This is a genomic window from Hyphomonas pacifica, from assembly GCF_000682675.1.
Lineage (GTDB): Bacteria > Pseudomonadota > Alphaproteobacteria > Caulobacterales > Hyphomonadaceae > Hyphomonas > Hyphomonas pacifica.
Genome location: NZ_AWFA01000012.1, coordinates 89,612 through 110,245, shown reverse-complemented (window position 1 = coordinate 110,245; position 20,634 = coordinate 89,612). Strand labels below are relative to the sequence as shown.

The 20,634-nt window shown below is 58.1% G+C and carries 19 protein-coding genes; 13 read left to right on the top strand and 6 right to left on the bottom strand.

From position 1 onward, the window contains the following. The first annotated feature begins 79 nt into the window (after window positions 1-79). The 6 genes from HY2_RS05385 to rpmG all read left to right on the top strand — a co-directional run bounded on the left by HY2_RS05385 (window position 80) and on the right by rpmG (window position 8,346). Complete coding sequence (locus HY2_RS05385; protein ID WP_051594753.1) at window positions 80-1,222, top strand: LptF/LptG family permease; 1,143 nt, start codon at window positions 80-82, stop codon at window positions 1,220-1,222. Next, entirely contained in the window at window positions 1,222-2,343 is a 1,122-nt protein-coding gene (gene lptG / locus HY2_RS05380) for an LPS export ABC transporter permease LptG (RefSeq protein ID WP_034825431.1), read from the top strand. Before HY2_RS05385 ends, lptG begins: the two co-directional genes overlap by 1 nt. Window positions 2,344-2,410: 67 nt before the next feature. After that, complete coding sequence (topA, locus tag HY2_RS05375; protein WP_034825430.1) at window positions 2,411-4,999, top strand: type I DNA topoisomerase; 2,589 nt, start codon at window positions 2,411-2,413, stop codon at window positions 4,997-4,999. Between the two features lie 58 nt (window positions 5,000-5,057). Next, window positions 5,058-7,346 carry a ribonuclease R gene (gene rnr / locus HY2_RS05370; protein WP_034825428.1) on the top strand — a complete coding sequence of 763 codons (2,289 nt, stop codon included), beginning with the start codon at window positions 5,058-5,060 and terminating at the stop codon, window positions 7,344-7,346. Between the two features lie 4 nt (window positions 7,347-7,350). After that, a complete protein-coding gene (locus HY2_RS05365) occupies window positions 7,351-8,094 on the top strand; it encodes an NUDIX hydrolase (protein ID WP_034825426.1) in 744 nt (247 codons plus the stop codon). Between the two features lie 84 nt (window positions 8,095-8,178). Beyond that, entirely contained in the window at window positions 8,179-8,346 is a 168-nt protein-coding gene (gene rpmG / locus HY2_RS05360; RefSeq protein WP_034789743.1) for a 50S ribosomal protein L33, read from the top strand. 61 nt (window positions 8,347-8,407) lie between these two features. Here the strand turns inward: rpmG and HY2_RS05355 are convergent, their stop codons facing one another. Genes HY2_RS05355 through HY2_RS05345 form a run of 3 tightly spaced genes read right to left on the bottom strand, consistent with a single transcriptional unit; the run spans window position 8,408 to window position 11,425 of the window. Next, entirely contained in the window at window positions 8,408-9,634 is a 1,227-nt protein-coding gene (locus tag HY2_RS05355; protein ID WP_034825598.1) for an MFS transporter, read from the bottom strand. Window positions 9,635-9,671: 37 nt separating this feature from the next. After that, window positions 9,672-11,039 (bottom strand): PleD family two-component system response regulator, encoded by a 1,368-nt coding sequence (locus HY2_RS05350; RefSeq protein WP_034825424.1) that lies wholly within the window; start codon window positions 11,037-11,039, stop codon window positions 9,672-9,674. Continuing rightward, window positions 11,036-11,425 carry a response regulator gene (locus HY2_RS05345; RefSeq protein WP_034789747.1) on the bottom strand — a complete coding sequence of 130 codons (390 nt, stop codon included), beginning with the start codon at window positions 11,423-11,425 and terminating at the stop codon, window positions 11,036-11,038. The genes HY2_RS05350 and HY2_RS05345 overlap by 4 nt, the downstream gene beginning before the upstream one ends. Before the next feature lie 137 nt (window positions 11,426-11,562). Here HY2_RS05345 and HY2_RS05340 point away from each other — a divergent pair, with 137 nt between their 5' ends. From HY2_RS05340 to HY2_RS05315, 6 genes are all read left to right on the top strand, one after another. After that, the gene (locus HY2_RS05340) at window positions 11,563-12,834 is read left to right on the top strand and encodes a DNA polymerase IV (protein ID WP_034825422.1); all 1,272 of its coding nucleotides are present in this window, start codon (window positions 11,563-11,565) and stop codon (window positions 12,832-12,834) included. Between the two features lie 83 nt (window positions 12,835-12,917). After that, window positions 12,918-13,379 (top strand): RidA family protein, encoded by a 462-nt coding sequence (locus HY2_RS05335; RefSeq protein WP_034825596.1) that lies wholly within the window; start codon window positions 12,918-12,920, stop codon window positions 13,377-13,379. Between the two features lie 6 nt (window positions 13,380-13,385). Then, on the top strand, window positions 13,386-14,111 hold the full coding sequence (locus HY2_RS16670; protein ID WP_081814941.1) for a glycerophosphodiester phosphodiesterase family protein: 726 nt from the start codon (window positions 13,386-13,388) through the stop codon (window positions 14,109-14,111). A gap of 9 nt (window positions 14,112-14,120) precedes the next feature. Further along, window positions 14,121-15,287 carry a GNAT family N-acetyltransferase gene (locus HY2_RS05325; RefSeq protein ID WP_034825420.1) on the top strand — a complete coding sequence of 389 codons (1,167 nt, stop codon included), beginning with the start codon at window positions 14,121-14,123 and terminating at the stop codon, window positions 15,285-15,287. Between the two features lie 61 nt (window positions 15,288-15,348). Next, window positions 15,349-15,783 carry an HIT family protein gene (locus HY2_RS05320; protein ID WP_034825418.1) on the top strand — a complete coding sequence of 145 codons (435 nt, stop codon included), beginning with the start codon at window positions 15,349-15,351 and terminating at the stop codon, window positions 15,781-15,783. Between the two features lie 51 nt (window positions 15,784-15,834). Further along, entirely contained in the window at window positions 15,835-16,569 is a 735-nt protein-coding gene (locus HY2_RS05315; RefSeq protein ID WP_051594751.1) for a LuxR family transcriptional regulator, read from the top strand. Window positions 16,570-16,578: 9 nt separating this feature from the next. Here HY2_RS05315 and gatB read toward each other — a convergent pair whose 3' ends face one another. After that, window positions 16,579-18,090, bottom strand: a complete 1,512-nt coding sequence (gene gatB, locus HY2_RS05310) for an Asp-tRNA(Asn)/Glu-tRNA(Gln) amidotransferase subunit GatB (protein ID WP_034825416.1) — start codon at window positions 18,088-18,090, stop codon at window positions 16,579-16,581. Window positions 18,091-18,244: 154 nt separating this feature from the next. Here gatB and HY2_RS05305 point away from each other — a divergent pair, with 154 nt between their 5' ends. Continuing rightward, window positions 18,245-18,622, top strand: a complete 378-nt coding sequence (locus tag HY2_RS05305; protein WP_034825414.1) for a hypothetical protein — start codon at window positions 18,245-18,247, stop codon at window positions 18,620-18,622. Here HY2_RS05305 and HY2_RS05300 read toward each other — a convergent pair. Further along, on the bottom strand, window positions 18,619-19,098 hold the full coding sequence (locus tag HY2_RS05300) for a hypothetical protein (RefSeq protein ID WP_034825411.1): 480 nt from the start codon (window positions 19,096-19,098) through the stop codon (window positions 18,619-18,621). The genes HY2_RS05305 and HY2_RS05300 overlap by 4 nt on opposite strands. A 10-nt stretch (window positions 19,099-19,108) precedes the next feature. Beyond that, window positions 19,109-20,581: an Asp-tRNA(Asn)/Glu-tRNA(Gln) amidotransferase subunit GatA gene (gatA, locus tag HY2_RS05295; RefSeq protein ID WP_034825409.1), complete on the bottom strand. Its 1,473-nt coding sequence runs from the start codon at window positions 20,579-20,581 to the stop codon at window positions 19,109-19,111. Window positions 20,582-20,634 lie beyond the last annotated feature (53 nt).

The window sequence follows — 20,634 nt, the reverse complement described above, 5'->3', positions numbered from 1 at the left end:
ACGCGCGCAGCGCAACTCGTTAGCTAGGGAAATATCACCCGTTTCTGAAGGATTCTGCGAAAAGCCTGCCTTACGCATTATGACCAAAGTCCAGACATATCTATTTTTCGAAGTCCTCAGGGCTGTGGTCATCATTGTGGGCGGCCTGGCAATGCTTGCCTTGCTTGCTCAAGGCCTTTCACGGACCGACCTGATTCTTGAGAACCGACAGTCGGCGCTGACTTATTTCTATATTGTCATGCTCGGCGCGCCTCAGATCATTGCACTGCTGCTGCCGCTCGCTTTGTTTGTGGCCAGTGTCTGGTCTCTGAACCGCATTCACAAGGACAGCGAGATCGTTGTGGCCCAAGCCGCTGGCATGACCCGCTGGCAGGTCGCCTCGCCGCTTATCCGCCTCGCCGTCATCTGCGCAATTGCCCATCTGACCGTCAATTTGTGGGTCCAGCCTATGGCGCAACGTGCGATGCGGGAAACGGTGGCGACAGCGCGGGCCGATCTGGCTGCCGCCCTGATCCGCCCTGGCCAATTCACCAGCAATGGCGACCGGCTGACCTTCTATGCCCGTGAACAGGTAGGCGGGGAACTGAGAGGCGTGCTGATCTCCGATATGACTGATGCCGCGCACCCGACAGACATTCTGGCCCGCAGCGCCGCGCTGATCGAAGTGGACGGCAAGCCAACCCTTTTGCTGCGCGATGCAACCAGTCAGCAATTGGACGAAAACCAGCAGCTTTCCATTCTGGAATTCGATCAATATTTGTTCGATCTCAGCGAGTTCATGAAAGAGGAGTCAGACCTCGTGCTGAAGGCCTCTGACAAATATCTCTACGAACTCTTTTTCGTGGACCGGACCAATTATTTCGAACTGAAAGAGGCGGATGCCTTCCTGGCAGAAGCTCATAGCCGCCTGACCACGCCGCTCCTGAATATCGTCATGGTCCTGCTGGCAATCTATGCTGTGCTGGGCGGCGATTTCAGCCGGAAGGGCTATAGTCGCCGGATCGGCTATGCGACCGGCGGAGCCATTGGCGTTCTGATTGTGCAGCTTGTCCTTCAGTCTCAGGCGGCGAGTGACCCGGCACTGAATATCCTGCAATGGCTGGCTCCACTGTCGGCAATTGGTGCGCTCAGCTATATCTATTTCGCCCGTGGCAGGCATCTGGGAAAAATCGAACGCCCGCATATTGATCTGTTCCGCGGCGCAGGAGGCGCGGCCAACTGATGCCCCTGTTTTCCCGCATCCAGCTTTACATTCTCAAAGAGTGCCTGACCGGGCTTGCTCTTGTGCTGGGCATTCTACTGCTGGCGATCCTGATGATCGACGTGGTTGAGCAGCTGCGGACCGTCGGCGGCGATGTCTCGCTCAGCATTCTCGGTGCGCTTCAACTCTCCATGATGAAGCTGCCTCAGATTGTCGAGCAGACGCTACCCTTTGCCTTGCTTGTGGCTTCGATGATGGCGTTCACCCGCCTCAACCGCCGTTCGGAACTGTCGATTATTCGCGCAAGTGGCATCTCGGCCTGGCGCTTTCTAACTCCGGTTATCGGACTAGGACTGGTGATGGGCCTGTTCACGATGATGGTTTTGAACCCCTTTGCCGCGCGCCTGACGGAATCCTTCGAGATAACCCGCGACAGGCTGCTAAATGAGGGCAAGCCCACGCTTTCGGTCTCCGATACCGGCATATGGCTGCGTCAGGGCGATGAGACTAACCAGATTGTAATTCATGCCAAGCGCGTCGAAGAAGGCGGTGTGAACCTCCAGGATGTAAAGATGATCCAAGAAGAGCGCCTCTACGCCAATGGGCGCCCGACAAATGATTTCGCATTTGCCCGACGCATTGATGCTGACCGGGCGATCCTGCGCGATGGCTTCTGGCAGCTGGAAGGCGTTGTGGAAAACATCCCGAACCAGCCGACCGAGCGCAAAGCCAATCTGGCCATTCCAACAACCCTTGATGCCAGCACACTGCTCGACAAGTTCGCCTCGCCGAACACAATCGGATTCTGGGATCTTCCCCACTTCGTGCGCCAGACCCAGGCGGCGGGCCTAGATGCCTCGCGTTACAAGATGCAACTCAGCGCGCTGATGGCCCTTCCCGCGCTGTTCGTGGCGATGGCCCTGATAGGTGCGGTGGTTTGCCTTCGCCTTCAGCGTATGGGAGGCAATTCCCAACTGCTGGCCATAGGATCACTTGCAGCTGTGGGACTGTATTTCTTCACCCAATTCTCTTCCAGCCTGGGGGCCACCGGTGCCGCGCCTCCTATAGTGGCTGCTTGGAGTCCGCCGCTGTTTGTTTTGTTCTGTACTCTCACCTACATCGCCTACAAGGAAGACGGTTGAACACAGCCCGGCCTTGACAGCTGACGTCTCCGCCCCCCATCTCTCGCCGCCTTAAAGAGGTAAGCGCATGAAACTTGTTGTCGTCGAGTCGCCCGCCAAGGCCAAAACCATCAATAAATACCTCGGCAAGGACTATAAAGTCCTGGCGTCGTACGGCCATATCCGCGACCTGCCTTCCAAAAACGGATCAGTAGATCCGGAGAATGATTTCGAGATGGTCTGGGAAGCGGATTCAAAATCCTCCAAGCGAATCTCCGAGATCGCCTCTGCGCTGAAGGAAGCCGACACGCTTATCCTCGCGACCGACCCTGATCGCGAAGGAGAGGCAATTTCCTGGCACCTGGTTGAAGCCCTGCGCAAGCGCCGCGCCCTTAAGAAGGACACGCCGGTCGAGCGCGTCGTCTTCAACGCCATAACCAAGAGCGCCGTGACCGCTGCGATGGAGCAACCCCGACAGATCGATGCCGAACTGGTCGACGCCTATCTTGCCCGCCGCGCGCTGGACTATCTGGTCGGCTTCAACCTGTCGCCGGTGCTGTGGCGCAAGCTGCCCGGCAGCCGCTCGGCTGGCCGTGTGCAATCCGTTGCGCTGCGCATTGTCTGCGACCGCGAGAACGAGATCGAACTGTTCAAGCCGGAAGAGTACTGGAACGTGCTGGCCAATCTGCGCGCACCTGACGGTACGGATTTTGAAACCCGACTCTACAGCCTGGACGGCGAGACGCTGAAGAAATTCACGCTCGGCAACAAGGGCGATGCCGACAAGGCGCTGGAGGTCGTGCGTGGCGGTGGCTATTCTGTCAGCTCGGTCGAGGCAAAGCCGGTCAGGCGCAACCCGCCGCCGCCTTTCATTACCTCCACGCTTCAGCAGGAAGCCTCCCGCAAGCTGGGCTTCACCGCCAAGCGCACCATGCAGGCCGCCCAGAAGCTCTACGAGGAAGGCCGCATCACCTATATGCGGACCGACGGTGTGAACATGGCCGAGGAAGCCTATACGGCGGCCCGATCCATGATACAGTCGAACTATGGCGCGCGCTACCTGCCGGAAAAGACGCGCCGTTACTCCTCAAAGGCAAAGAATGCGCAAGAGGCTCACGAAGCCATCCGCCCGACCAATTTCGACCTGCGCCCTGAAGAGTATCACGGCGATGGAGACCTGAAAAAGCTCTATACGCTGGTCTGGCGCCGCGCTGTCGCCTCACAGATGGAAACGGCACAATTCGAGCGCACGACCATTGACCTGACATCCAAGGATGGCCGCGCCGTACTGCGGGCGACCGGTCAGGTTCTGGTGTTTGATGGCTATATCAAGCTCTATATGGAAGGTCGCGACGAAGGCGAAGACAGCGACGATGACGAGAATCGCCTGCCGAAAATGCAGGAAGGCCAGCATGCCGACCTATTGAAGGCGGACGCCACTCAGCACTTCACCACGCCGCCGCCACGTTACACCGAGGCCTCTCTGGTCAAGAAGCTGGAAGAGCTGGGCATTGGCCGTCCGTCGACCTACGCCTCGACGCTGTCGACGCTGGAAGACCGAGGCTATGTGCGTCTCGAGAAAAAACAGCTGATCCCCGAGGACAAGGGCCGCCTCGTGACGGCCTTCCTGGAGAACTTCTTCCAGCGCTATGTGGAGTATGACTTCACCGCCGGCCTGGAAGAGAAGCTGGACATCATCTCTGACGGCAAGCTCGACTGGAAAGCCTTCCTGAAGGAGTTCTGGCAGCAATTCATCTCGGACGTCGACCAGACGAAAGATCTGCGCGTTTCCGAAGTGCTGGATGTGCTGAACGAAGAACTCGGCGCCTATGTGTTCCCGCGCCAGGATGCCGATGGCAACCCGGTCGAGAATCCACGTCAGTGCCCGCTCTGCAAAGAGGGCGAGCTGTCGATGAAGCTCGGCCGTTATGGCGCTTTTGTTGGCTGCTCCCGCCATCCGGAGTGCAAATATACGCGGCAATTCTCCGCCACCGGAGAGCAAAGCGCGATCAATCCCGACGGTGAGGAACTGGGCATCCACCCGGAAACGGGCGAGACCGTCTTCCTCAAGACCGGCCGCTTTGGCCCCTATGTCGAGATGGCGACGGACGACAAGCCGAAACGCGCCTCGCTGACCAAAGCCGAGAAGGAAAACCCGCAGGCCCTGACGCTGGACCGCGCCGTGGAGCTGCTCTCCCTGCCCCGCGAAGTCGGCAAACACCCTGAAGATGGTGAGCCCATCCTCGCCAATTTCGGCCGCTTCGGCCCCTATGTTCAGCACGGCAAGACCTATGCGAACCTGAAAGACCCGAACGATGTTTTCACCATCGGCCTGAACCATGCGGTGACGCTGATCGCGGACAAGAAGGCCAAGGGCGCAGCCCGCGGGGCGGCAACGGCGCTGAAATCCCTGGGTGATCACCCCGATGGCGGGGCGATTGAGGTCTTCGAAGGCCGCTATGGCCCCTATGTGAAGCATGGCAAGACCAACGCCACCCTGCCCAAGGATATGACGCCGGATACCGTGACGCTGGAACAGGCCATCGAGCTGATCAACGCCAAAGCCACCAAAGGCGGCAAGAAAAAAGCCCCGGCAAAGAAAGCTGCAGCTAAAAAGCCAGCCGCCAAGAAAAAGGCCCCTGCCAAGAAGAAACCAGCCGCGAAAAAGGAAGACTGAGAAGCAGATACAGTAAAAACCCGCGCAATTTGACGCGAGTCCGCTTATATGCGGCTGTATGAGTTTTCCAGATAAGCAAACGGTCCTTGATTATATTCGGGACCATCCGAACGCCACCACGAAGCAGGACATTGCGCGCGGCCTAAAAGTGAAGGGCCGCGACCGCGCCACCTTGCGTGAAATCCTGAAGGAACTGGAGGAGGACGGCACCCTTGAACGCACAGGCAAACGCGCCTGGGCCCAGGCCGACCGTCCGCCCCCCACCGGCGTGGTACAATTCACCCATCAGGACGAGAATGGTGACCTGATCGGCAAGGCCGTCGGCGACAATGGCCCCTTCGGTCCGGACATCATCTATACGGGCCTCTCCGGCAAGCCGCGCGGCAAGGTGACCGAGCCCGGCGAAGGAGACCGCGCCCTCTGCAAGATCAAGCTGGTCGATGGCGTGTGGCAGGCCCGCGCGCTGACCGTGCTGGAAAAGCGGCTGAGCAATTCGATTGTCGGCCTGTATTCGCAGGGCCCGCGCGGCGGCAAGGTGACCCCGTCCAACCGCAAGGAACGTCGCGAATTCCTGATCCAGGAAGCGGACCGCAATGGCGCGGAAGATGGCGATCTCGTCATCACCGTGCCCAAGCCCCAGGCCCGGCGTCAGTATGGCCCGAATCTGGGCATTGTGCGCGAAGTGATCGGCCACATTGATGATCCGCGCTCGGCGAGCCTGCTGGCCATCCATGCGCATGACATCCCGGTCGAGTTTCCGGAAGCCGCGCTGGAACAGGCCCGTGATCCGAAACCGGCCAAGGCCGAGCGGGAAGACCTGACACAAATTCCGCTGATCACCATCGACCCGCATGATGCGCGCGACCATGACGATGCCGTCTTCGCAGAACAGCTGGACGATGGCTGGCGCGTGATTGTCGCGATTGCGGATGTCGCGGCTTACGTGACCGAGAATTCCCCGCTGGACCGCGAGGCGCTGAAGCGCGGCAACTCCACCTACTTCCCGGACCGGGTTGTGCCGATGCTGCCTTTTGAGCTGTCTGCGGACGAATGCTCGCTGCGCGAAGGGGAACTGCGCCGCTGCATGGCGGTGGAGATGATCTTTGACAAATCCGGCACCAAGCGCTCTCATCGTTTTATTCGTGGCATGATGAAGTCTGCCGCCAAGCTGTCCTATCAGGAGGCTCAAGCCGCGATAGACGGCAAGCCGGGCGGCAAGGCCGGCGAGATGCTGGAAGATGTGCTGAAGCCGCTCTGGAGCGCGTATGCCGCTGTGGCGAAGGCGCGGGACAAACGCTCGCCGCTTGACCTCGACCTGCCGGAACGCCGTATCATCTTCTCCGAGGACGGAGAGATTGAAGGCATCATCACCAAGGAACGCCTTGAGGCTCACCGCCTTATCGAAGAGTTCATGATCCAGGCAAACGTGGCCGCTGCCGAAACGCTGGAGAAGCAGAAAAGCCCGCTGATTTATCGCGTGCACGATGTGCCGACCGACGCAAAGATCGCGGCCTTTGCGGAATTCCTACAGACCATCGACATGAAATGGCATGTGGGCGAGCGTCCGCAGACTGAAAAGTTCAACCGCCTGCTTAAAGATATTCAAGGCGGTGATTATGACCAGATGGTCACGCAGATGGTGCTGCGCACGCAGGCCCAGGCGATCTATTCCGAAGAGAATCTCGGCCATTTCGGCCTGAATCTTGTGCGCTATGCCCACTTCACCTCTCCGATCCGCCGCTATGCCGATTTGATCGTGCACCGCGCGCTGATCGCAGCGCTGAACCTCGGCCCGGATGGCTTGTCGAAAGACATGTCAGTGCGGCTGGAGGAGATTGCCGAGCATATTTCCGGCACCGAGCGTCGCTCCATGGCAGCAGAGCGCGAGGCGACCGACCGCTATCTTGCCCTCTTCCTGGCTGACCGGGTGGGCGCAGAGTTTGAAGGCCGCATCACCGGTGTAACTGGCGCGGGCCTGTTCGTGGCACTGGCCGGGTCTGGTGCAGATGGCTTCGTGCCTATCTCGTCTATCTCGGACGATTACTGGGTACTGGATGATGCTGCGATGCAGATCTATGCACGCGGCTCCGGCAAGACCTATGGCCTCGGCCAAATCGTGAAGGTGCGTCTGAAGGAAGTCACGCCGCTGCAAGGCGGCCTGCTGCTGGAAATGCTATCAGAGCCCATGCCTGCCCCAAAGGGCCGAAGGGAGGCCCGCCGCAAGACAGATACAGATACCCCCTCCCGCAGAGGCGGCCCGGGCCGTATCCAGTCCAAACAGAGTGGAAAACCGAAATTCAGCAAGAAGACCTTGCCCAAGCACAAGCGGCGTGGCCGCAAGAAGTAGATTTATGCCTGATACTGCCCCGAAGACTGGTCTGATCGGATCAGCCTATGACAAGGAAAATGACGGCGATGTCGTCGAGACCGGCAAGCGCAGCCCGCGCCCGAAAGATGCGGCAACGCTGATTCTGGTGCGCCGGGATGCCTCCCACCCGCGCGTACTGATGGGCAAGCGTTCTGGCGGGCATGTCTTCATGCCGGACAAATATGTCTTTCCGGGCGGGCGTGTAGACCCCGAGGATGGCCGGGCGACCTCCTATTGCGAGTTCCGGCCTGAAGTGGAAGCCAAGCTGCGCCTCCAGACGCGCCGCAAGCCCCGCGCTTTCGGCCTGACAGCCATCCGCGAAACCTTTGAAGAAACCGGCCTGCTGGTGGCCCGTGAGGCAGAAATGCCGGACACTTATGTCAAAGGCTGGAAACGCTTCCACGCGCTGGACGCCGCGCCGCATCTCTCCCCGCTAACCTTTATCGGTCGAGCGATCACACCGCCCTACAGGCCGCGCCGATTCGATGCGCGATTCTTTATGGCGGAGGCCGAAGAGGCGCTGATTGATGAGCGCCCGCCGGTCGATGGTGCCGAACTGTCAGACCTGCAATGGGTGACGCTGAAAGACGCTCTGGACCTGGATTTGCCCAATGTAACGCGCTTTATGCTCGGGGAAATCGAGGAAAGACTGGAAAAACCAGACCTTCAACGCGGCCCGCCGTTCCTGCGATGGACCCGTAGCGGACACACTTCCGACCGTCTCTAGCAGCAATGGCGCTTGACTTCCGGTCCGCACCTCGCCATTAAGCCGCTTTCCAGTTTCAGACGCTAACATAAGCGAGCTTTCGTCATGGCCAAACCAGCCACCATCAAGATCCGCCTCAACTCGACGGCCGACACCGGTTTCTTCTATGTGACGAAGAAAAACCCGCGCAATATGACCGAGAAAATGGTCAAGCGTAAATACGATCCGGTTGCCAAAAAGCACGTCGAATTCAAAGAAGGCAAGATCAAGTAAGATCCTGTTCTTTATGAAGATTTCAGAAAACCCGCTCAATGAGCGGGTTTTTTGTTGCCCGCTACTCTTCCGGTGCCCCGTGATGCAGGTCTCGCGTCTTGCGGATACCGGGGAACATGAAGGCCCATGCAGCGGCAATACCAACAGCGGCATAGCCACCAGCTACAACGGTAAATACCGCGCCCCATTTGGCCGCCATGAAGCCGGCCCGCGCTTCACCCAATTCATTGGACGCGCCCAGGAAAATGGAATTCACGGCATTGACCCGGCCGCGCACCTGATCCGGTGTCCAGAGCTGCAACAGCACCTCGCGAATATAGACTGATACCATGTCAAACGCACCAACGCACATCAGGGCCAGAATGGACAGCCATGCGACAGTGGAATGTCCGAAGACGACCGTAGCCAGCCCGAACAAAGCGACCGAGATAAACAGGACGATTCCCGCATGATCCTTGATCGGGAACGCCGTGATAATGCCCAGCATGATCAGCGCGCCTATGCCTGGCGCTGCGCGCAGCAAGCCCAGCCCCTCTTCCCCGATATGCAGGATGTCACGTGCATAAACCGGTAGCAGCGCCACCGCTCCGCCCAGAAGTACGGCAAAGAGATCCAGCGATATCGCGCCCAGAACAATCTTCTGCTTCAGGACATAGCTGAAGCCACCCAGCAGTGTGCTCATGCTTGTGGCCTCCCGTTCGATGCGCTGCTCAGGCTTCGGAATGGAGAAGATCAGAACAGCCGCAATGCCGAACAGGACAACTGCCGTAGCATAGGCCGCGCCATGATAGATGCCGTATAGCAAGCCGCCTGCGACGGGACCGAAGATAGAGGCCGCCTGCCAGGATGAGGCGATCCAGCCAACAGCATTCGCGAAATCATCTCGCGGCACCAGATTGACCGCGAGGCTAGACGAGGCAGGCGTGTAGAAGGCTCTCGCAATGCCAAAGACTGTCAGCGTACCAAGGACGATGACCGGCTGGAACGTGCCTGTGATGGCGAGAAACAGGACGAATCCGGCGCAGGCGAGCTCCATCGTCACGGCAACACCCATGACATTCCGGCGTCCCAGCCTGTCTGCGGTCACACCGGTCACTACGACCAGCAGCAGGGCTGGCAAGAACTGCACCAGTCCGATCCAGCCGAGCAGCGCTGCATTCTGTGTCAGGTCATACATCTGCCAGGCAACAGCCACAGAGACAATCTGCGCTGCCAGAGATGTCAGGAAGCGCGACAGGAAGTATCTGCGATAGGAGGAATGGCGAAACGCCGCGAACCGGTCAGTCATGATGCGGCCCACTGAGCCCGTATCAGGCAGAAGTCAATCAGGCAGCTTGATTCTCTACGCGGTTCCGACCGGATGACTTTGCCTGATAGAGCGCCACGTCAGCGCGTTTGATGAGATCGGAAACGGTATCATCCGGTCCCAGGATAGTGCCGACGCCTGCACTGACTGTGATGCTGATCTCGCGCTCTCCCTTGTTTACAGAGAAGGGTTGGGCCGCAACAGCCTGGCGAATACGCTCAGCCGCGGCGCAGGCGAGGTCTCCAGGGGTTTCGGGCATGATGACGAGGAACTCCTCCCCGCCCGGCCGGCAAACCACGTCCAGCGCCCGCACATTGGATTTAAGACGTCTGGCAACTTCCACCAGCACTTCGTCGCCTGCATCGTGGCCATAGGTATCGTTTACCGATTTGAAATGGTCGATATCCGCCATCATTACAGAGACAGGTGCACCCCCCATCACGGCGCGCCTCATGAAGGATTCGAGCTGATTCATCATGAAGCGGCGATTGTAGAGTCCGGTCAGTTGATCAATGATCGACAGTTCCAGCCCGCGATCCACCCTTTCTCTCAACATGTCGATATAGCGGGCGCGGCGAGCCTGTGTGCGGACACGGGCGAGCAATTCCTGCCGGTCTACCGGGGAGAAGATCACATCACTGGCGCCCAGCTCCAGCCCCTTGCCGGCACGCTGCTGATCTTCCGGGTCACACAGAAGAAGTATTGAGAGGGACCGGGTGGCCTCATTGGATTTGAAATGCGCGCAAAGCTTAAGCGCATCAAACCGGTCGCTCAGCATTGAGAGCAGCAGGATATCAACGCCCTGCTCTGCCAAGTTTGAAAGCCCCCCTGCCTCAATCAGTGTAACAGCATTATGGCCGCCGGATCTCAACATGTCGGCAATGCGGGCAGAGCTGCGCGGATTGTCATCCACCACGAAGACGCGGGCCGGCTTGTCGCGAATTCTCTGCAGCAGGTTTTCGTTCAATTCGTCTTTCAGGCCACTCGCCTGGCGCTGACGGAGTTCAGCGGCAACCGAGTTATAGCGCGTCAGCGCGCCGATGCGCGACATCAGGGCAAAGTCTTCAAAAGGCTTCGTCAGAAAGTCTTCGGCACCCGCATCAAGGCCGCGAATACGGTCTTCAGTGTCATTCAGGGCCGTAACCATGACGACCGGAATGTGTGCGGTCTGATTGTCAGCCTTCAGGCGCTTGCAAACTTCATAACCATCCATGCCCGGCATCATGACATCAAGCAGGATGATGTCGGGCTGTTCTTCCTTGGCCATGCCAAGGGCTTGCATACCGTTTTCAGCGAGCAAAACAGTGTAGTATTGGGCTTCCAGACGAGCTTTCAGGAGACGCCGGTTGGCCTCGATATCATCAACAACGAGGATACGGGCACTCACGCCGCCTCCTTGGGCATCAATGCCTCAACCGCCTTTATGAAAGTTGATATCTGGATAGGCTTTGAGAGGTATCCCTCGCATCCTGCTTCGCGCACACGCTGTTCGTCTGCCCGCATGGCAAATGCGGTGACAGCCAGCACCGGGATGTGCGCGACCTTGTCATCATCTTTCAACCAGCGCGTAATATCCAAGCCGGAAACTTCGGGCAGCTGGATATCCATAATGATGAGATCGGGCAGTTCCCTGCGGGCAATCTCAACGGCCTTTGCGCCGTCACGGCACTGGTAGGTTTCAAAGCCATAGGCATCCAGCAAGTCGCAAAACAGGCGCATGTTGAGTTCATTGTCCTCAACAACCAGAACTTTCCTGGTTTGCGTCTTAGTCATGATGATTGCGGATGCCTTTGGTTCTGGGCGATTCGAGGAGTTGAATTCCAGCTACACCCTAATTCCTTAACACGGGTTTACGAGTTTCTGTCGAACCGATTGCTCGAATTCTAAGAACATGGCAAGAACATCCTGAAATGTATACCTTATGCCGTGAATGTTATCATATGGCCGAGGAGGCGCATGATGTCTGCCCGAAATGCAACGGGCGGCGCGTTTTGCAGCACCCTGCCCTCGGATCACTCACCATAGCCCACATGGATTGCGATGCCTTCTTCGCGGCGATCGAGAAGCGAGACAAGCCAGACCTCAAAGACAAGCCCGTCATCGTGGGCGGCGGACAGCGCGGCGTTGTCGCCACATGCTGCTACATTGCACGTCTGTACGGCGTGCGGTCTGCTATGCCTATGTTCAAGGCGCTCAAGGCCTGTCCGGATGCGGTCGTGGTCCGACCAAATAGCGAAAAGTATCGTCAGGCAGCGCAACAGATCCGAGCCAAGATGGAATCGCTTACGCCGCTGGTTCAGCCCGTCTCTGTCGATGAGGCTTATATGGACCTTTCCGGAACGGAAGCGGTCCATGGCGCGCCTCCGGCAGCATCGCTTGCTCGCCTCGCGGCTGAGATTGAACGGGATATCGGCGTAACCGTCTCGATTGGCCTGTCGGTGAACAAGTTTCTCGCCAAAACCGCCAGCGAACTGGATAAACCGCGTGGATTTGCGGCCATTTCTGTAGAAGAGGCCGAGAGTCTGCTGGGGCCCAAGCCCATTGGCTTCCTGCATGGTGTTGGGCCGAAACTGGCCGCAAAGCTCGAATTGGATGGCTACGATCTGGTGGAAGACATCCACCGCGCCGACGTCAAAACGCTAATTTCGCGTTATGGCGATACTGGCATGTGGCTAAAACAACGGGCGCACGGGATCGACAACCGGCCTGTACGAATCGATGAAGAGCGCAAATCAGTTTCCGCTGAAACGACATTTAGCGAAGATGTTTCTGATGCCGCCTGGCTGGAGGACCAGCTATGGCGACTGTGCGTGAAGACAGCTGACCGCGCCAAAAAGACCGGCCTGGATGGCAGTGTCGTGACCCTGAAACTGAAGACAGCCGACTTCCGTACGCTGACCCGTCGGATATCCCTGTCTGAACCTACACAACTAGCGCAAACTGTGTTCAGGGCCGCCAGGGTTCTGTTGGCCAAGGAGACACGCGCACGTGTGCGATATCGTCTGATTGGGGTCGGCCTGTCGGAACTGTCTGATCACAAGGCCGATGGCGCAGACCTGCTGGACCCGCTGATCGCCAAGCGCGCCGCGGCCGAGCGTGCGTCGGATATCGCACGGGAAAAGTTCGGCGTAGACGCCGTAATCACGGGCCGGGCAGCCCGCATGAAAAAGCTGCAACCCTGATAGTCGCATTTTCAATCTCTCAACCCTTGCCGAGCGCAGCAGGCAGGGGCTAGGGACGCATGGATACAAACAAGGAGTATTCCATGACCACACCCGAAGCTCGCCTCGACGCCCTCGGCATCGTTCTGCCGGAGCCGATGAAACCTGTCGCCACCTATGTGGCCTATGTACAAACGGGCAACCTGCTGTTTGTGTCCGGCCAAGTTAGCGCATCTTCGGAAGGTCTCATCAAAGGCCGACTGGGTGAAAACATGGAACTGTCCGCGGGCCAGCAAGCGGCGCGTATTTGCGGCATCAATCTGATCTCGCAATGCCACGCAGCCCTGGGTGACCTGTCCCGCATCAAGCGCGTCGTAAAACTCGGTGGCTTTGTGAATGCTGCGCCCGGCTTCACGGACATTCCACAAGTCATCAATGGCTGTTCGGATCTGATGGCCGAAGTCTTCGGCGATGCCGGCAAGCATGCGCGCTCGGCCGTTTCCTGTCCGGAACTGCCTCTCGGCGTGGCCGTCGAAGTGGACGGTATCTTTGAGATTGCCGACTAAGAAAACATGGCGGAGCGGTTCTTCCTATCAGACTATGTCTACGCTCATAGAGGGCTATGGGGCACAGGCTGTGTGGAGAACACGCTCCCCGCTTTTCAGGCCGCAATCGACGCTGGCCTGGGCATTGAATTTGATGTTCGGCTGACGGCAGACAATGAGATCGTCGTATTTCACGATAGCGATCTCTCACGCCTCTCCGACCGGACTGACAAGATCAACCAGCTGTCCTGCGAACAGCTGCAGGACGTACCGCTTATTCTGGGGGCGCGTATCCCAACCTTCCGCGAATTGTTGGATATATGGCCGCGCAACCTGCCGCTGCTGACCGAGATGAAGGTCGACAAGGATACAAACCCGGTCGCATTGGCACATAAGACAGGAAAGATGCTGCTGTCGCATAAAGGTCTGGCGGCGGCGATGAGCTTTTCCGAATCCTGTGTGCGCGCCCTTCCGGACGGTTTGATGCGCGGACAACTCGTTGGCCCCATCGAGACGATTGGGACTGAAAGTTTCCAGACCATCATCGAGCGCGCAGTGGTCGACCGCATCGACTATGTGGCCGTCAATGTCTCCGATATCAGCAAGGCGGCGGCGCTGATCCCTGTGGACTATCCGCGCGTCACATGGACAGTGCGTACAGAATCTGAAGCCCAGGACGCCGCAGATAAAAAAGCGGCAATCATCTTCGAACTGCTCGCCCCAGCACTGGTCACAGACATCGCCTTGCCCTAGTTTCGGGGTATGGACGATACCGCGCTGAAAATCAGTTTTGCTTCAGCGCTGGCCGATGTCAGCCCCGAAGAATGGAATGCCGTCGCGAACCCGAAGGGCGTCCGCTATGATCCGTTCCTGAAGTGGGAATTCCTGGAGAGCATGGAAAGCTCCGGCGCAGCCACTGCCGCGACGGGCTGGATGCCACGCCACATTTTGCTGCGAGATGCCTCCGGAAAACTCAAAGCCGCCATGCCGCTCTATGGCAAGAGCCATTCACGCGGAGAGTTTGTGTTCGACCATTCCTGGGCTGATGCCTTTGAACGCGCCGGCGGAGTCTACTACCCAAAACTGCTAGGCGCGGTGCCATTCACGCCTGTGACGGGTCGACGGTTTCTGGTGGAGCCTGGCCCGGATGAAGCGCGCCTGAAGACCGCCCTGCTCTCAGGCGCCATACAGCTGGCCGAGAGCAATGAACTCTCCTCTCTGCATATTAACTTCCTGCCAAAGGAAGACGCAGAGATGATGGAACGCAACGGCTTACTATTACGCACGGACCAGCAGTTCCACTGGCAAAATAAAAGATATAATACGTTTACGGATTTTCTGGGCGATCTTTCCTCTGCCAAGCGAAAAAATTTGCGCAAGGAGCGGCAAAAGGCTCAACAGGGGCTTGAGTTTGTGCATCTGCGCGGGGACGAGATCACCGAGGATCATCTCGACACGTTCTTTGTCTTCTACATGGACACCGGCAGCAGAAAGTGGGGCTCACCCTATCTGACCCGCCAGTCCTTCTCCCTGCTGCGCGAGCGAATGAGCGACGATTTGCTGTTTATCTTCGCGATGGAGAATGGCGTGCCGATTGGCGGCGCCATGAACTTGATCGGTTCAGACACACTTTATGGACGGTATTGGGGCTGCACCGTGCACAGACCGATGCTGCATTTCGAGACCTGCTATTATCAGGCCATTGACTATGCCATCGCGCACGGCCTGGAATTTGTGGAGGCGGGCGCGCAAGGCGGTCACAAGCTGGCCCGCGGCTATGCGCCGGTAACAACTTACTCAACGCACTGGATATCCCACCCGGGCCTGCGCAATGCCGTTGCGGACTATCTTGAACGCGAGCGCGAAGCTGTGGAGTCCGATATCGAATATCTGAGCGAGCGCACGCCTTTCAAGAAAGGCGAGCAATGAAGGCCATTTTGCTAAGACGCATTGTAACCTTTTACCCCCAATAGAAAGGACTCCCTCAACAATGACCCTGCACGCACCCTATGACCCCGACAATATCTTCGCCAAGATGCTCCGCGGAGAGATTCCCTGCGTGAAAGTGTACGAGGATGATGTGGCTCTGGCTTTCATGGATGTCTTTCCGCAGTCTGAAGGGCATACATTGGTGATCCCGAAAGACGTTGAAGCGCGCAACTTCCTGGAAATGCCCTCGGACAAGCTTGGCGAATACATGCGACGTGTACAGACAGTTGCGAAAGCCGTGGAGCAAGGCCTCTCCCCGGACGGTCTGGTCGTGACCCAGTTCAATGGCAGTGCAGCAGGGCAAACCGTGTTCCATCTGCACTTCCACATAATTCCGCGCTGGGAAGGCAAGGATCTGGGCCGTCATGCCAGCGGAGAGATGGCCGATACCGAGGTATTGGGTGAGCTCGCCACGCGGATTAAAGCTAAATTGTAGCTTAATCCTCGTTAATGAGGTATACAAGCGTCCTCACATAAGGGTGGACGCGTGAGGACAACTCTCAAGGATTACATCGAGAGAGCGGAAAACACTGAGGATACTGAGGCGTTATTTCGCTCATTTGATCAGCTTGTCAGGCACTATGGTATAGATGTTTCGTCTTACCATATCCTGGCCGAACAGCTGCGCAGGGTGCCTATAGAGAACGGGATTATACACCAGACCTTCCCTGTCGACTGGGCAGAGAAATACCTAAAAAATCGCTATGCTGACTTCGACCCCCTCTTGAACCAGGCACGTTCCGAGGCGCGCCCCTTTCACTGGTTTGATGTCGAAGACAGGATGAAACTGTCGAAGCAGCAGCGCGCCTTCCTGAAGGAACTGAAGCAGGTTGGACTGAGAGATGGCCTGGCCATACCAATCTTCGGCCCCATCGGCACAATGGCCTTTTTCGGGCTTGGCAGTCTGACCGGGCCACTTGACCTGGAAGTACAGGAAATCGCTGAGCTGCAACTCGTGTGTCAGTATACGCACAACACATTCATTGCGCTTTCTGCGGATTTCCCAATGAGAGAGCCAGCACAGCCCCTGTCACCCAGGGAAACGGAAATCCTTACGCTGGTTGCAGCGGGCCTGTCCAACATCGCGATAGCTAAAAAGCTCAGCATTACAGAAAACACCGTCGACACGATCCTGCGCCGCGCCTTCAAGAAGCTCGACGCAAACAACCGGATTACGGCAGTCCTGAAAGGAATAGGCTCCGGCCTTATCCTGCCGGATTAAACCAGGTCCCTAGAGGCCCAGCTTCGCCTTCAGGATGTCATTGACCGCTTTCGGGTTGGCCTTGCCACCGGAAGCCTTCATGACCTGGCCGACAAACCAGCCCATCGTCTTCGGCTTTTCCTTGACCTGTGCCACCTGCTCCGGATTGGCCGCGATGATTTCGTCGACAACCTTCTCGATGGCGCCAGTATCCGTCACCTGCTTTAGTCCGTGCTTCTCGACAATGTCGGCCGCCTCGCCTTCCCCTTCAATCATCCGGACAAAGACGTCTTTGGCGATCTTTCCGCTGATTGTGTCATTCGAGATCAACTCAATCAGACCACCAAGGCTGGCAGCAGAAACGGGGCTGTCCGACAGCTCCATATCTTGTTTGTTCAGATAGCCGAACAGCTCCTGGGTCACCCAGTTGGCGGCCAGTTTCGGATCACGCCCCTTGGCCACTTCTTCGAAAAAGTCAGCCTTCTCTGCATCCGCGCTGAGCACGCCGGCATCGTAGCGCGACAGACCGTAATCGGTCTCAAAGCGGGCGCGCTTCTCATCCGGCAGTTCCGGCAGGCTCTCGCGGATCTCGTCGACCCAAGCTTGCTCGAACTCTAGCGGCAGAAGGTCCGGATCCGGGAAATAGCGGTAATCATGCGCATCTTCCTTGGAGCGCATGGACCGCGTCTCGACCTTCACCGGGTCGAACAGGCGCGTCTCCTGATCGACAACGCCGCCATCTTCCAGAATCTCGATCTGGCGGCGGGCTTCATACTCGATCGCTTGCTGAATGAAGCGGAAGGAGTTCATGTTCTTCAGCTCGCAGCGCGTGCCCAGATGGCTGAAATCACCGGTTTCGCGGAATTTCTCATATTGGCCCGGACGGCAGACGGATACGTTCACATCAGCGCGCAAATTGCCCTTGTCCATGTCACCGTCGCACGTGCCGAGCGCGATAACGATGGCCCGTAGCTTCTTCACATAGGCCGCAGCTTCCGCAGGCGTGCGGACATCCGGCTTGGAGACGATCTCCATCAGCGCGACGCCGGACCGGTTCAGGTCAACATAGGTAGAGTTCGGGTCCATATCGTGGATAGATTTACCAGCATCCTGCTCCAAATGCAGACGCTCGATGCGGCACGTAAAAGAATAGGCATCGCCGCCATGGGCAGGCTCAACGTCCACTTCGATCTCGCCTTCACCAACAATAGGGTGGGCAAACTGGCTGATCTGATAGCCTTGCGGCAGGTCGGGATAGAAATAATTCTTCCGGTCAAACCGGCTCCAGGTGTTGATCTGGGCTTTCAGGCCGAGGCCTGTCCGAATCGCCTGTTCAACGCAAAATTTGTTTATGACTGGCAACATGCCTGGCATCGCCGCATCGACGAGGGAGACGTTGCAGTTCGGGTCAGAACCGAATGCCGTGGACGCGCCCGAAAAGAGCTTTGCATTGGAAGCAACCTGGGCATGGACTTCGAGGCCCATGACAAGCTCCCAATCGCCGGTTTCGCCCTTGATCGTATACGGTGTGCGCGCTGACATATTCTTCTCTGCTAACAGTCTGTTTCAACGGCTCTTCTAGCCGCCGTCTCCCCTGACTGTCGAGCCGGTAATCCCATTGGATTGACCTGCCCCCTTCCAATTTGTCACATCTCGTTGAATATTAAGGCATGTGGAGGAAATAAGGGGCCCTAGAATGCTCTTCAAAATGATGATGGATGCGTCCAGCCAGGAAGAAAAGCCCGTCGTACGGGGCTTCCTGAAGCATCTGATATTTGGCTTTTCGGTTGGGGTCGCTGTGGGCACCATCATGCTGATGTGCCTGCTATTGTCGCTAAAGAACATGGATCTGGGGATGCCATGGATCTGGGCGCTTGCGATGATCCTGCAATGCGGACCTATTGGCGGCCTCATCGGCATTGGCGTGTTTGTGTCGAGGATCACAAATCGTGACGAGGATGATGAAGATGATCAGGGCGGACCTGGCGGAAATGCAGCAGAAGAAACGGCAGAGCAGATTGTTGTCCGACCTGCAGGACAGGGCGCTGGCGCGCTAATGCCCTCAAACGCCTAATCGTCGCTCAGCTTGCCAGCGGCCTTGGCGCGGCGCACGCGTTCGGCACGGGCGGCCATACGGTCCTTGATCGGCGCAGATTGTGAGACACGCACCGGGGCAGCATCCTCTTCGTCGGCAACCACGGGCGGCGGAGGCGAATCATCCTCCAGCTTGCCTTCCTCGATCAGCTGTTTGCGACGCGCGGCAAGACGCGCCTCACGGGCGGCCTGCGCAGAGCTTTTGCCAGAGAACATGCCGGACAAGCTGGATTGCGTCCGCCCACCTGACTGCCCCGCGTCTTCCTTGCGACGTTTGCGGCGCGAGAGGATACGCGTGATACGGAAAGCAACATAGGCCGCCACGAGAAACGCGACCAGCAACATGCCGCGCATCTCTGGCGCAAACAGGCTGTAGCCATATTGCGCCATCATGCCCCACATCAGGGCAAGACTGAAGGCAAGCAGAATACCGAAGAGTGTCAGAAAACGGGTCATGCCCCGAAGACTACCACCACTTTTCAGGCTTTGCCACGAAGCCGGCTGCACGTTCCAGTTCGCCGCCGACGCGGAAGCACGCCGCCTCGTCCAGCGCCTTGCCGATCACCTGCAAACCGAGCGGTAGGCCACCGGCAGACAGGCCCGCCGGAACGGAGATGCCTGGCAGGCCCGCCAGGTTCGCTGTCACGGTGAAGACATCATTCAGGTACATCTCGACCGGATCGCCGCTCTTCTCGCCAAAGGCAAAGGCCGGTGACGGGCAGGTCGGTGTCAGGATCGCGTCGCAGCTTTCAAAGGCTTCAACAAAATCGTTGAGGATTTTGGTGCGAACCTTTTGCGCGCGCAGGTAATAGGCATCATAATAGCCGGACGAGAGCACATAGGTGCCGATCATCAGGCGGCGCTGCACTTCGGCGCCAAAACCGTCAGCGCGAGTGGCTTCGTAGGTGCCTGCCAGGTTGTCCCCATCGACGCGGGCACCATAACGCATACCGTCATAGCGGGCGAGGTTCGAAGAGGCCTCTGCCGGTGCCACGATATAGTAGGCTGGCAGAGCGTATTTCGTATGCGGCAGGCTGATGTCGACAATCTCGGCACCTGCGGCTTTCAGCCATTCGATGCCCTGATCCCACAGCTTGTCGATTTCCTCGGACATGCCGTCCATGCGATATTCCTTCGGAATGCCGATGCGCATGCCTTTGACGCCCTTGGCCACATCGCTGCGCCAGTCCGGCGTCTCGATGTTCAGGGATGTGGAATCCTTCGGGTCATGGCTGCACATGGCTTCCAGCAGGATGGCGCTGTCTTCCACTGTCTTGGAAATCGGACCGGCCTGATCCAACGAGGAGGCGAACGCCACCATGCCATAACGGCTGGCCCGGCCATAGGTCGGCTTGATGCCGACTGTGCCGGTAAAGGCAGCGGGCTGGCGGATGGAACCACCCGTGTCTGATGCTGTCGCCGCGAGGCAAAGATCGCCCGCCACCGCCGCCGCAGAGCCACCGGAAGAGCCACCCGGTGTCAGATCGCGATTGTCTCCCTTACGGCGCCACGGATTTACCACCGGGCCGAAGCGGGAGGTTTCGTTGGATGAGCCCATGGCGAACTCGTCCATGTTGAGCTTGCCGAGCATGACGGCGCCCTGATCCCAGAGGTTCTGCGTCACGGTCGACTCATAGGTCGGTGTGAACTCGCCCAGAATGTTGCTGCACGCCGTCGTGCGCACACCGGCCGTGCAGTACAAATCCTTAATGCCGAGCGGCGCGCCTTCCAGCTTGCCGCCCTCGCCCTTGGCCAAGCGCGCATCGGAGGCATCCGCCATAGCCAGCGCCTTTTCAGGCGTCTCGACCACATAGGCATTCAAGACACGCGATTGCTCGATTGCCTGGATGAAATCCTGCGTTATCTCGCGCGCAGAAAAGGATTTGGCCTTCAGGCCATCCAGGGCAGCAGCAAGGGTCAGCTTGGTCAGTTCGGTCATGGAGCACGCTCTTTATGAATTCAGACCGCTTGCTATGACGTCTTGCAGGGAAA